Here is a 13,232-nt window from a genome sequence, read left to right as displayed (position 1 = left end):
ATAATTGAAGTTAGCCAACGATACGTTGTCTAGCTTCTTTTTTATATGGATAAATGAAAGGGACAATAAATATAAATAGCAATTGTTTAAAGATAAACGTAATCAAATGTGTTGTTTTAATTAATATAAGTAGTGAAAAAAGCATAATCACACAGCTGTTTAAATAGAGTGAAATAGTCTAATTCTTATTTAATAAGTAGAAATAAGATTATTTTGCGCTATAACCTTTATTTTTTGTCGGATAATAGTATAATGCTTGAGTAAAACAATTTTAACGATTGATGATTAATGAAAGAGAAGTGTTTATTTTGATATATCTAGATAATGCGGCAACGACGAAAGCATTTGAAGAAGTGTTAGATACTTATTTAAAAGTAAATCAATCAATGTATTATAATCCGAATAGTCCGCATAAAGCTGGTTTGCAGGCAAATCAATTACTACAACAAGCAAAAGCCCAAATTAATGCAATGATTAATTCAAAAACAAATTATGATGTTGTATTCACTAGTGGTGCAACTGAATCCAATAATCTTGCTTTAAAAGGTATTGCCTATCGTAAATTTGATACAGCGAAGGAAATAATTACATCCGTGTTAGAGCATCCGTCCGTATTAGAGGTTGTAAGATATTTGGAAGCACACGAAGGATTTAAAGTTAAATATGTTGATGTAAAGAAAGATGGCAGTATTAACTTAGAACACTTCAAAGAATTAATGTCAGACAAAGTCGGTTTAGTAACATGTATGTATGTAAATAATGTAACTGGACAAATACAGCCTATTCCACAAATGGCTAAAGTTATAAAAAATTATCCTAAGGCACATTTTCATGTAGATGCGGTTCAAGCATTCGGCAAAATTTCAATGGATCTCAATAACGTAGATAGTATTAGTTTAAGTGGACATAAGTTTAATGGTTTAAAAGGTCAAGGCGTCTTACTTGTAAATCACATTCAAAATGTTGAACCTACTGTCCATGGTGGTGGTCAAGAATATGGCGTTAGAAGTGGAACAGTTAATTTGCCAAATGATATTGCAATGGTTAAAGCGATGAAGATAGCTAATGAAAACTTTGAAGCATTGAATGCATTTGTTACTGAGTTAAATAATGACGTCCGTCAATTTTTAAATAAATATCATGGAGTTTATATTAATTCTTCAACTTCAGGTTCACCATTCGTTTTAAATATTAGTTTTCCTGGCGTAAAAGGTGAAGTATTAGTTAATGCTTTTTCAAAATATGACATTATGATATCTACGACGAGTGCTTGTTCATCTAAACGTAATAAATTAAATGAAGTATTGGCTGCAATGGGATTATCAGACAAATCTATTGAAGGTAGTATAAGATTATCATTTGGGGCTACTACAACTAAAGAAGATATAGCAAGGTTTAAAGAAATATTTATCATCATTTATGAGGAAATTAAGGAGTTGCTAAAATAATGAAGTATGATCACTTGCTTGTTAGATACGGGGAGTTAACATTAAAGGGTTCAAATAGAAAAAAATTTGTAAATCAATTAAGAAATAATGTAAATAAGTCATTAAAAGGACTTGATGGGTTTGTCGTTAAAGGCAAACGAGATCGTATGTACATTGAACTTGAAGACCATGCAGATATAAATGAAATAACATATCGATTATCAAAAATTTTCGGTATTAAATCTATTAGTCCAGTATTAAAAGTAGAAAAAACATTAGAGGCAATGAGTGCAGCGGCAATTAAATTTGCGCAGCAATTTGAAGAAAACAGCACATTTAAAATTGATGTGAAGCGTGCCGATAAAAATTTCCCAATGGATACGTATGAATTACAATGTGAATTGGGTGGTACCGTATTGAAACAAATTGAAAATGTTTCTGTTAATGTCAAACGTCCAGATCATGAAATTCGAGTGGAAGTTAGATTAGATGCAATTTATATGTATGAAGAAGTTGTACCGGGTTCAGGCGGATTACCAGTTGGTACTGGTGGTAAGACGTTACTAATGCTTTCAGGCGGTATAGACTCACCAGTTGCTGGGATGGAAGTGATGAGACGTGGCGTAACAATTGAAGCGATTCATTTCCATAGTCCACCATTTACAAGTGATCAAGCAAAAGAAAAAGTTATTGAATTGACACGTATTTTAGCTGAACGTGTTGGACCAATTAAATTGCATATTGTACCATTTACAGAATTGCAAAAACAGGTAAATAAAGTTGTACATCCAAGATATACAATGACTTCAACGAGACGTATGATGATGCGTGTTGCTGATAAATTAGTACATCAAATAGGGGCTTTAGCTATTGTAAATGGTGAAAACCTAGGGCAAGTAGCAAGTCAAACACTTCATAGCATGTATGCAATTAATAATGTAACTTCTACTCCTGTATTACGTCCTTTATTAACTTACGATAAAGAAGAAATTATTATTAAATCGAAAGAAATTGGTACATTTGAAACATCTATTCAACCATTTGAAGATTGTTGTACAATTTTCACCCCTAAAAATCCAGTAACCGAACCAAACTTTGATAAGGTAGTCCAATATGAAAGTGTCTTTGATTTTGAAGAGATGATTAATCGTGCTGTTGAAAATATTGAAACACTTGAAATAACTAGTGATTATAAAACTATTAAAGAACAGCAAACAAACCAATTAATAAACGACTTTTTATAAATAAAATCCTAGAGTAAATTTAAACATAAGGGGATGTTAAACTATGGATTTGAACTTAACGATGATTATAATCATAATTTTATTTGGTTTTATCGCGGCGTTTATAGATTCGGTTGTAGGGGGTGGCGGTTTAATTTCTACGCCAGCATTATTAGCAATCGGTCTACCACCATCTGTGGCTTTAGGTACAAATAAATTGGCAAGTTCATTTGGTTCTTTAACTAGTACGATAAAGTTTATAAGGTCCGGTAAAGTGGACTTATTTGTTGTTGCCAAATTATTTGGTTTTGTATTTTTGGCATCTGCATGTGGCGCATATATTGCAACGATGGTTCCGTCACAAATATTGAAACCTCTAATCATTATTGCACTTTCGTCGGTGTTTATATTCACATTACTTAAAAAAGATTGGGGCAATACACGTACGTTTACTCAATTTACATTTAAGAAAGCCATAATGTTTGCAGCACTTTTTATATTAATCGGCTTTTATGATGGATTTGTAGGTGGGGGAACAGGTTCATTTATGCTTTTTGTATTGTTAGTCTTTGGTTTTGATTTTTTAAGTGCAGCAGGAAATGCTAAAGTTTTGAACTTTGCTTCTAATATAGGTGCGCTTGTATTATTTATGGTATTAGGACAAGTAGATTATGTAATAGGTTTAATTATGGCTATAAGTATGATTGCTGGGTCATATGCTGGGGCTCATTTTGCTATTAAACAAGGTGTTGGTTATGTAAAAGTATTATTTATTATTATTACTGCTATTTTAATTTTAAAAAATGCTTTTGATTATATTCAACAATTTGTATAAAATTAAATTTGCTTTTGATTAAAGCATGAAAATTGTAATCAAACCATAAATTGTCGTATGATGTAGTTAGAATTTTAAAATGCAGGAGGTCAAGTATATGACTGAAATAACATTCAAAGGTGGACCAATCCACTTAAAAGGTCAACAAATTAATGAAGGTGATTTTGCACCTGATTTTACAGTGTTAGATAATGACTTAAATCAAGTAACATTAGCAGATTATGCTGGTAAAAAGAAATTAATTAGTGTGGTACCATCAATTGATACAGGTGTTTGTGATCAGCAGACTCGCAAATTCAACTCTGATGCTTCTAAAGAAGAGGGGATTGTGCTTACAATTTCAGCAGACTTACCATTCGCACAAAAAAGATGGTGCGCTTCAGCAGGTTTAGACAATGTCATTACATTAAGTGACCACCGTGACTTATCATTTGGTGAAAACTATGGCGTTGTTATGGAAGAACTTCGCTTATTAGCTCGTGCAGTATTTGTATTAGATGCAGATAATAAAGTTGTTTATAAAGAAATCGTTAGTGAAGGTACTGATTTCCCAGATTTTGATGCTGCTTTAGCTGCATACAAAAATATTTAATCATTAAAGAGATAAATCTTAAAATGTATACATCGTGTCCATCGTTGTCAACAGCATTAAAATAGAATTGTTTTCTATGATTGCTAAGACCTATGGGCACTTTTTATTGGAGAGGGACGAATATGGCAGAACAACAAACAATTATGGAACGCTTGTTTCATACATTAGATGAAAAAGCTAAAACATTAAATAATGAAAATGGCCAAAGTTTTATTGAAAATCTTGGGCTAGCAATGGAACAAGTATATACCAATGAAAGAGGATTGTTAGAACAATCGACGTTACAAGATCGACGTAAAGCATTCCAATTTGCATATTTAAGTTTAATGCAGGAAGAAAAGATACAAGCAAATCATCAAATTACACCAGATTCAATTGGATTGATACTAGGATTTTTAGTTGAGCGTTTTATGAACAACCAAGAAGAATTACATATTGTTGATATTGCAAGTGGTGCCGGTCATTTAAGTGCTACTGTAAAAGAAGTGTTACCTGAAATTGCGGTTATGCATCATTTAATTGAAGTTGATCCAGTTTTATCACGTGTTAGTGTACATTTAGCAAACTTCTTAGAAATTCCTTTCGATGTGTATCCTCAAGATGCCATCATGCCACTACCATTAGAAGAAGCAGATATCGTTATTGGTGATTTTCCAGTAGGCTATTATCCAATTGATGAAAGAAGTAAGGAGTTTAAGCTAGGTTTTGAAGAAGGACATAGTTATTCACATTATTTATTAATAGAACAAGCAATAAATGCATTAAAAGATGCTGGATATGCCTTTCTAGTGGTACCAAGTAATATTTTTACAGGTGAACATGTAAAACAGCTTGAAAAATATATTGCAACAGAGACAGAGATGCAAGCATTTTTAAATTTACCACCAACTTTATTTAAAAATGAAAAAGCGCGAAAATCTATATTAATTTTACAAAAGAAAAAATCGGGTGAAACAAAGCCAGTTGAAGTATTATTGGCAAATATTCCTGATTTCAAAATTCCTTCACAATTTCAAGGATTTATGACAGAGTTAAATCAGTGGATGGACACAAATCGTCCTAAAAAATAATCTGTAATAGTATAGTCATAAAACTGTATGAATGATAAAATGAAAAATGAAATAGTATAAAAAGCAAACGATGGAGGATCATTACTTATGTCAAAATTAATCTTGGCTATCAATGCTGGTAGTTCATCATTAAAATTTCAATTAATTAGAATGCCTGAAGAGGAATTAGTAACAAAAGGTTTAGTAGAAAGAATCGGATTGAAGGATTCAATTTTTACAATTGAAGTCAACGGGGAAAAAGTTAAAACAGTACAAGATATCAAGGATCACGTTGAGGCAGTTGATATCATGTTGGATGCTTTTAAAGCGCACAATATTATTAATGATATTAACGATATCGATGGAACAGGTCACCGTGTTGTACATGGTGGTGAAAAATTCCCTGAATCAGTAGCTATTACTGATGAGGTTGAAAAGGAAATTGAAGAATTAAGCGAATTAGCACCGCTTCACAACCCAGCTAACTTGATGGGTATTCGTGCTTTCCGTAAATTATTACCAAATATCCCTCATGTGGCAATTTTTGATACAGCATTCCATCAAACAATGCCTGAAAAAGCATATCTATATAGCTTGCCATATCATTATTATAAAGATTATGGCATTCGTAAGTATGGTTTCCATGGTACAAGCCATAAATTTGTATCACAAAGAGCGGCAGAAATGTTAGATAAGCCAATTGAAGATTTACGTATTATTTCATGTCACATTGGTAATGGAGCATCAATTGCAGCTATCGATGGCGGTAAATCTATTGATACATCAATGGGCTTCACACCACTTGCTGGTGTAACAATGGGTACTCGTTCTGGTAATATTGACCCTGCTTTAATTCCATTTATTATGGAAAAAACAGGTAAAACTGCTGAACAAGTATTGGAAATCTTAAACAAAGAATCAGGTTTATTAGGATTATCAGGTACATCTAGTGATTTACGTGACTTATCAGAAGAAGCTGAATCAGGTAAAGCACGTTCACAAATGGCTTTAGATGTATTTGCTTCTAAAATTCACAAATATATTGGATCGTATGCTGCGAGAATGCATGGTGTTGATGTTATCGTATTTACAGCAGGTATCGGTGAAAACTCAGTAGAAATTCGTGCGAAAGTTCTTGAAGGCTTAGAATTTATGGGTGTTTACTGGGATCCTAAGAAAAATGAAAACTTACTACGTGGTAAAGAAGGATTTATTAACTATCCTCATTCACCAGTTAAAGTTGTCGTTATTCCAACAGATGAAGAAAGTATGATTGCCCGTGATGTTATGACATTCGGTGGTTTAAAATAATTTTTTAATAAATATTAAGCGTCTATCTCCGCTACAATTATATGTGGGAGGTAGACGCTTTTTGTATTGTTTGAAAATTAACTAGTGTAATGTCTCTTTTCACGAATATCTTAAAGAATTAAGTAGTCGAAGAAGATTATGAAAACATTATTAAGTGAGTTTTATTTATAAACAATAAAAAACCAAGTGCAGAAAGTTGCACTTGGTTCATAATGATCAAGTAGTTATCTAATGATCATCTATATTTAATTTTGATATTTTTCACGTAATTGAGTTGTTGCAACTTGTGGTTGGAAGTCTGCTGGTAACTCTTCAGTACGAACAACTAACACGTCACATGGCGCATGACGAACGATAGATTCTGATACAGAACCAACAATAAATCTTTCCACGGCATTTAAGCCTGATGTACCACTCATAATCAAGTCTGCATTAATTTCATGTGCAAGCTTTTTAGGAATGATAGATTTAGGAGAGCCAAACTCTAGACGCGTTTCTACATCTTTAACACCAGCGTTAGTAGCTACTTCTTTATAACCATTTAATAATTCTTCTGCAAAATGCTTAGATTTTTCAGTAAATTGAGCATCATAAACTTCATAAGAAGAATACGTTCTTGAATCAATTACATTCACAATTGTTAACTTCGCATCGTTACGTTTAGCAACACCAACTGCTCTGTTAAATGCCCATTCCGCTTCATGTGAACCGTCAACTGCGATTAAAATATTTTTGTAAGTAATCATAGTAAGTGCCTCCTTGTTCTTTCTTAATTATATTTTACCACAATTTTCGGAAAAGTCAGTGTAATAACCTTTACAATTTTGTGGATTTTTGATTGCGCTTTCAAAATGTTCGCGTTAAGATGATTATGGAGGTGGATGGTATGAAAATTGGTATACCAAGGGAGATTAAAAATAATGAAAATCGTGTTGGTTTATCACCAAGTGGTGTGCACGCTTTAGTAGAAAGTGGGCATACTGTTTTAGTGGAAACAAATGCGGGTTCAGGATCGTTCTTTGAAGATGTAGATTACAAAGAAGCAGGTGCTGAGATTGTTGCTGAACAAGCAAAAGTTTGGGATGTGGATATGGTTATTAAAGTTAAAGAACCACTTGAATCTGAATATCCATATTTTAAAGAAGGGCTTGTATTATTCACTTATCTTCATTTAGCAAATGAAGAAAAATTAACACAAGCTTTGATAGATAGAAAAGTAATTAGTATTGCATATGAGACTGTGCAGTTACCAGACCGATCTTTACCATTGTTATCACCAATGAGTGAGGTAGCAGGAAGAATGTCAGCTCAAGTTGGCGCAGAGTTCCTACAAAAACTTAATGGTGGTATGGGAATTCTACTAGGTGGTGTCCCAGGAGTATCTAAGGGTAAAGTAACTATTATCGGTGGTGGTCAAGCAGGAACAAATGCAGCTAAAATTGCACTAGGACTAGGTGCAGATGTTACGATTTTAGATGTTAATCCAAAGCGTTTACAACAATTAGATGATTTATTCGGTGGACGTGTACATACAATTATGTCAAATCCGTTGAATATTGAGTTGTATGTTAAACAAAGTGATTTAGTAATAGGTGCAGTTTTAATTCCAGGTGCTAAAGCGCCAAGACTTGTAACAGAAGACATGATTAAACAAATGAAAAATGGGTCAGTTATTATTGACATTGCTATTGATCAAGGCGGTATTTTTGAAACAACTGATAAAATTACGACACATGATGATCCTACATATATTAAGCATGGTGTGGTTCATTATGCAGTTGCAAATATGCCAGGTGCAGTACCGCGTACTTCGACGTTAGCTTTAAATAATGCTACGCTACCTTATGCGCTCATGCTAGCTAATAAAGGGTATAGAGAAGCATTTAAATCAAATCAACCATTATCATTAGGTTTAAATACTTACAAAGGTCACGTAACCAATAAAGGCGTTGCAGAGGCATTTGAAATGGAATATAAATCTGTAGAAGAAGCATTACAATTATAATTTGAATTTAATGAAAAGGGAATGGATTACAGCGTACTAAAGAATGACGTTATCATCTCCTTGGTTATTAAAATTAAATAATGATAAATTAAAGCTAGAAACAATGCAAAGAAATCATCGAACATGAATGATATTGATTTGATTCATTACATGTTACTGATGAACATACCTGCATATGTGTTTCTAGCTTGTTTGTTACATATTGCATTTAGACTTGGACAAAAATTTATGTCCTAGGCGCTACAATGTTATATTGGCAGTGTTTGACTGAATGAGAATGCGCTTGTAACAAGCTTTTCATTTTTATCCCACTCCTTATTTTTCGTAATGTGTTAATACTTCATATCCTTCATTAGTGACAAGTATGTCATCTTCAATTCTTACACCTGCAACACCTGGTACATAAATACCTGGTTCGATTGTAATAACCATGCCAGCTTCTAACAAATTAGAATTAGTACTTGAAACATCTTGATATTCATGTTCTTGTAATCCTAGGCCATGACCTAAGCGATGAGGGAAATATTCACCATAACCTTTTTCTGAAATAATATTTCTAGCGATATGATCGATATCTTTTAAAGGTATTCCAGGTTTAATTGCTTGGATTGCAGATGTTTCTGCTTCTAATACAATATTATAAATTTCTTGTGCTTCTTTGCTAGGTTCACCAAATTTAATGGTACGTGTCATATCGCTACAATAATGCTCATAAATTACACCTAAATCAAATAGTACATATTCATTGCTTTTTAATCTGCGATTTCCTGGTGTGCCATGAGGTGATGCGGCATGATCTCCAAATAAAACCATCGTATCAAAACTCATTTCATTGACGCCATATTGTTTGATAGTTTGCTCAATATGGTTGACTACTTCACGTTCAGTCACACCTTCTTTTAAATAAGAAACACCTATTTCGATACACTTATCTGCTAACTCAGCAGCTTTACGTATTTTGCTAATTTCATCTTCGGATTTAATATTTCTCAATTGTTTGATTGTTAAATCAACATCTCCGAATGAATTGACATTGAAACCAGAGGTTAATTGTTTTTGGCGTGCTACTGTTAAGTGCTCGCTTTCAATTAGTAATTTATTGATTGTTTGAGGATAAAGTGAGAAAGGGTTTTCAGTGTCTAAATATCCAACGATTTCACCTGTGAAAGGTGATGCTTTGACTTCTTCGACTTCCATTTTTGGACAAAATAGTACTTGTTTACCATCTTTCTTAATCAATAATGCAAATAATCTTTCATGGGGTTCGCTACGGTATCCAGTAAAATAATATACATTCAACGGTGTTGTAATCCATGCTGCATCAGCTTGTTGATTGTTCAGTTCGTCTATTATTTTTGATATTTTTGTCATTTTATAAACACTCCTCAACATAATATTACTTCCATTTTATGCCAATTATTATTAGATTTCAAAATCGAGCTAATACATTAACTAGATTTTCAATTTTTAAAATTTGAGAATTTGTTATAATTAAGTGGCAAAAGGGTACTAAATTTATATAGCAATTGATAGGAGGATGCTCAAATGAAGTTATCATTTCATGGTCAATCAACGATTTATTTAGAAGGGAACAACAAAAAGGTTATCGTAGATCCGTTTATTTCAAATAACCCTAAGTGTGATTTGAATATTGAAACAGTGCAGGTAGACTATATCGTTTTAACGCACGGTCATTTTGATCATTTTGGTGATGTTGTGGAACTAGCAAAGAAAACAGGAGCAACAGTAATTGGAAGTGCAGAAATGGCTGACTATCTTTCTTCATATCACGGTGTTGAAAATGTTCATGGTATGAATATTGGTGGTAAAGCAAACTTTGATTTCGGAAGCGTTAAATTTGTTCAAGCATTTCATAGTTCAAGTTTTACACATGAAAATGGTATTCCAGTTTATTTAGGTATGCCAATGGGTATCGTGTTTGAAGTTGAAGGAAAAACAATTTATCATACTGGTGATACAGGTCTGTTTAGTGATATGTCACTTATTGCGAAACGTCATCCAGTTGATGTATGTTTTGTACCAATTGGAGATAATTTTACGATGGGTATTGATGATGCAAGTTATGCTATTAATGAATTTATTAAACCAAAAATTTCTGTACCGATTCATTATGATACATTCCCATTAATCGAACAAGATCCACAACAATTTAAAGATGCTGTTAATGTAGGGGACGTGCAAATTTTAAAACCAGGTGAATCTGTTCAGTTTTAAATAGAATATAGATTTTACACTAAAAAACACCTCGCTAATCTATGTGGAAGTTATCGTCTGCATTTTTTTAGTGGGTGTTTTTATATTCTACTGATTCAGTTACGACGTGGACGGGGGACATCAGTGGTTCTTTATCATTTCTGACCTACTCTCGTAATTTTAGTTTTATACAATTAGACATTGATTATAAATTTACTACGATATAAAAAATCCAGAACCACAGTCATAATCATTTCTTGTGTTTACTCAGTCGTTTGAGACTGCATCATGATTGAAAGATTATTTGTGATTCTGGATAAAAATTTTATTTAACGATTAATACAGGGATAGTCGCACGTTTTGCTACTTTGTGGCTGACACTTCCAAGTACAAATTTCTTTTTGTCTTCTGCTTTACGGTTACTTAAAACAACAATTTCGTATTTACCGCTATTAGCATGTTTTAATAGTTCTTCTTTTGCATTACCACGAACAATTATTTGGTCATAATCAATACCATAATCTTCTAAAGCTTTGCGTGTTTTTTCCAATCGCTTGCTTCGTTCTTCAGTAAGTTTGTTTAAATGAACACCTGCTTTAATTGATGCTTGAGCATCTTGTTCGCTGATTGCGTTTAAAACTGTTACGACTGTACCTTCGCCAGCTAATTTAGACACTTCTTTTAGTGCTTTTTCATTTTTTAACTGAGTGTCTACACCAAGTAATATATTTTTATACATTAGTACATCCCTCCTCACTTACATTCTAATAAATAATAATGGATTTTTCCATTTAAAATTAAAGATTTTGTGATCTTTGTGTTTGTTGTATATTTTCAAAAAATAAAATAGGTGAAACGATCATTATTTCATTTCACTTCAATGCTTTTTATCCAAAATAAAGTTATAATGTAGTTAATACTGTTCGAAAAGAAGAGGTAAAGAATGACAAAACATGAACAAATTTTAGATTATATTGAATCGTTATCTATAGGCTCTAAAATTTCGGTGCGTAAAATCGCTAAATTTTTAAACGTATCTGAAGGGACAGCATATCGTGCAATTAAAGATGCTGATAAAATGGGCATGGTCGCAACGATAGATCGTGTTGGGACGGTTCGAATCGAAAAACGTAATCGTAATGAAATTGAACATTTAACTTTTAATGAAATTGTCAATATTATTGATGGCCAAGTGTTAGGTGGCAACAAAGGTATCACTAAGATGGTATCTAAATTTGCAATTGGAGCAATGGAACTCAAAGATATTTTAAAGTATATTGGTCCAAAGACATTATTGATTGTCGGAAATCGTGAAGATGTGCAGATTGAAGCTTTAAAAAGAGGTACGGCTATATTAATTACTGGTGGATTTAAGCCATCTAATAAAGTTATTAATTTTGCGAATGAACATGATTTACCTGTTCTATCATCAAGTTATGATACATTTCTAGTTGCAAATATTATCAACAAAGCACTTTTTAATCAGAAAATACGAAAAGATATCTTAATAGTTCAAGATATAATGACGCCATTAGATGATTTATCTGTGCTGTTTGATACGATGAAAATAGCAGATTATAAGCGTATGGCGAATCGAACTGGCCATACAAGATTTCCGGTAGTCAATGAGTCTTATAAATTAGTAGGTATTGTAACAAGTCGAGAGATGATTAATACAAAGGACGACGACGAAATAGATAAAGTGATGACGCGAAATCCTATTTATGTAAATGCTATGAGTACAGTAGCAAGTTGTGCGCATATGATGATTTGGGAAGGTATTGAATTGATTCCTGTCGTTTCGAGTAATAAAAAGACAGTGGGTGTGATTAATAGACAAGATGTTTTAAAGTCTATGCAACTTTTAGGAAGACAGCCTCAGATGGGTGAAACAATTAACGATCAAATCGCCAAATATATAACAATGAATCAAGATGGAATTACAGTAGAAGTTTCACCACTTTTAATCAATCATTACGGAACAGTAAGTAAAGCGGCATTTGTAAGTATTATAGAAGAAACAATACAATATGAAATGCGTAAATTTAAAAAAGGTAATGTCATGATAGAGAACTTAAATATCGTGTATATTAAAACAGTACCTATTGAATCACATATAACAGTGCGCTTTGGCATACTAGACGTCGGAAGAAACTTCGCCAAAATAGAAGTGAACATGCATAGTCAAAACGACAAAGTAGCGAGCGCTCTCGTGATATGCCAAATGTTTGACGAAGTATAGGAACTTAGCAGAGAAAATAGGCATAAGATAGATTTCGCACAAACGTTGGGGCCCAACTTGAACATTATAGTAAGCTGACATTACGTCAGCTTCTATGTTGGGGCCCCACCCCAACTTGCATGGTCTGTAGAATTTCTTTTCGAAATTCTCTGTGTTGGGGCCCCTGAATTAAATAAAGCTTGTTATTTGTGCATTTTTATTTGGTCAACTGTTGCTAATATAATATTGCTTGATGTCCTATAATCGTTATGAACTAAATAGTATGAAAATATATATATCTAAATAATTAAAACGGGCAAATAGTTTAATATGGTAGTAACAATTTTTATAATTT

General features: G+C 32.8%; 14 protein-coding genes. 10 read left to right on the top strand and 4 right to left on the bottom strand.

The annotated features are described in order from the left end of the window. Positions 1–10: 10 nt before the first annotated feature. A complete protein-coding gene (locus tag KI230_RS08635; protein ID WP_001789981.1) occupies positions 11–151 on the bottom strand; it encodes a hypothetical protein in 141 nt (46 codons plus the stop codon). Positions 152–299: 148 nt separating this feature from the next. Between KI230_RS08635 and KI230_RS08630 the strand changes: the two genes are divergently transcribed. From KI230_RS08630 to KI230_RS08605, 6 genes are all read left to right on the top strand, one after another. After that, positions 300–1,448 (top strand): cysteine desulfurase family protein, encoded by a 1,149-nt coding sequence (locus KI230_RS08630; protein WP_072384892.1) that lies wholly within the window; start codon positions 300–302, stop codon positions 1,446–1,448. After that, positions 1,448–2,671: a tRNA uracil 4-sulfurtransferase ThiI gene (thiI, locus tag KI230_RS08625; protein WP_214958250.1), complete on the top strand. Its 1,224-nt coding sequence runs from the start codon at positions 1,448–1,450 to the stop codon at positions 2,669–2,671. Before KI230_RS08630 ends, thiI begins: the two co-directional genes overlap by 1 nt. 43 nt (positions 2,672–2,714) lie before the next feature. Further along, positions 2,715–3,485: a sulfite exporter TauE/SafE family protein gene (locus tag KI230_RS08620; protein ID WP_043044393.1), complete on the top strand. Its 771-nt coding sequence runs from the start codon at positions 2,715–2,717 to the stop codon at positions 3,483–3,485. A 97-nt stretch (positions 3,486–3,582) separates the two neighbouring features. After that, positions 3,583–4,077: a thiol peroxidase gene (gene tpx, locus KI230_RS08615; RefSeq protein ID WP_000136253.1), complete on the top strand. Its 495-nt coding sequence runs from the start codon at positions 3,583–3,585 to the stop codon at positions 4,075–4,077. A 122-nt stretch (positions 4,078–4,199) separates the two neighbouring features. Continuing rightward, the gene (locus KI230_RS08610) at positions 4,200–5,147 is read left to right on the top strand and encodes a class I SAM-dependent methyltransferase (RefSeq protein ID WP_000840574.1); all 948 of its coding nucleotides are present in this window, start codon (positions 4,200–4,202) and stop codon (positions 5,145–5,147) included. Between the two features lie 87 nt (positions 5,148–5,234). Beyond that, positions 5,235–6,437 carry an acetate kinase gene (locus tag KI230_RS08605; RefSeq protein ID WP_000040069.1) on the top strand — a complete coding sequence of 401 codons (1,203 nt, stop codon included), beginning with the start codon at positions 5,235–5,237 and terminating at the stop codon, positions 6,435–6,437. A 245-nt stretch (positions 6,438–6,682) separates the two neighbouring features. Here KI230_RS08605 and KI230_RS08600 read toward each other — a convergent pair whose 3' ends face one another. Further along, positions 6,683–7,183 (bottom strand): universal stress protein, encoded by a 501-nt coding sequence (locus tag KI230_RS08600; RefSeq protein ID WP_000634175.1) that lies wholly within the window; start codon positions 7,181–7,183, stop codon positions 6,683–6,685. Between the two features lie 140 nt (positions 7,184–7,323). On the opposite strand from KI230_RS08600, the gene ald reads away from it, so the two are divergent. Next, the gene (ald, locus tag KI230_RS08595; RefSeq protein WP_123873581.1) at positions 7,324–8,442 is read left to right on the top strand and encodes an alanine dehydrogenase; all 1,119 of its coding nucleotides are present in this window, start codon (positions 7,324–7,326) and stop codon (positions 8,440–8,442) included. Between the two features lie 123 nt (positions 8,443–8,565). Further along, positions 8,566–8,679, top strand: coding sequence for a hypothetical protein (locus KI230_RS08590; RefSeq protein ID WP_031775021.1), 114 nt, complete (start codon positions 8,566–8,568; stop codon positions 8,677–8,679). A 78-nt stretch (positions 8,680–8,757) separates the two neighbouring features. Here the strand turns inward: KI230_RS08590 and KI230_RS08585 are convergent, their stop codons facing one another. Then, positions 8,758–9,813: a M24 family metallopeptidase gene (locus KI230_RS08585; RefSeq protein WP_000161676.1), complete on the bottom strand. Its 1,056-nt coding sequence runs from the start codon at positions 9,811–9,813 to the stop codon at positions 8,758–8,760. 174 nt (positions 9,814–9,987) lie between these two features. On the opposite strand from KI230_RS08585, the gene KI230_RS08580 reads away from it, so the two are divergent. After that, on the top strand, positions 9,988–10,677 hold the full coding sequence (locus KI230_RS08580) for a metal-dependent hydrolase (RefSeq protein WP_000777188.1): 690 nt from the start codon (positions 9,988–9,990) through the stop codon (positions 10,675–10,677). Positions 10,678–10,981: 304 nt separating this feature from the next. Here KI230_RS08580 and KI230_RS08575 read toward each other — a convergent pair whose 3' ends face one another. Beyond that, positions 10,982–11,395: a universal stress protein gene (locus tag KI230_RS08575; RefSeq protein WP_000277602.1), complete on the bottom strand. Its 414-nt coding sequence runs from the start codon at positions 11,393–11,395 to the stop codon at positions 10,982–10,984. A gap of 204 nt (positions 11,396–11,599) precedes the next feature. Between KI230_RS08575 and KI230_RS08570 the strand changes: the two genes are divergently transcribed. Beyond that, a complete protein-coding gene (locus KI230_RS08570) occupies positions 11,600–12,898 on the top strand; it encodes a CBS domain-containing protein (RefSeq protein WP_000160435.1) in 1,299 nt (432 codons plus the stop codon). Positions 12,899–13,232 lie beyond the last annotated feature (334 nt).

The organism is Staphylococcus sp. MZ3 (genome assembly GCF_018622755.1).
In the GTDB taxonomy this organism is placed as follows: Bacteria; Bacillota; Bacilli; order Staphylococcales; family Staphylococcaceae; genus Staphylococcus; species Staphylococcus aureus.
Note: the sequence above shows the minus strand (reverse complement) of the source record. Positions and strands in the feature narration are given on the sequence as shown.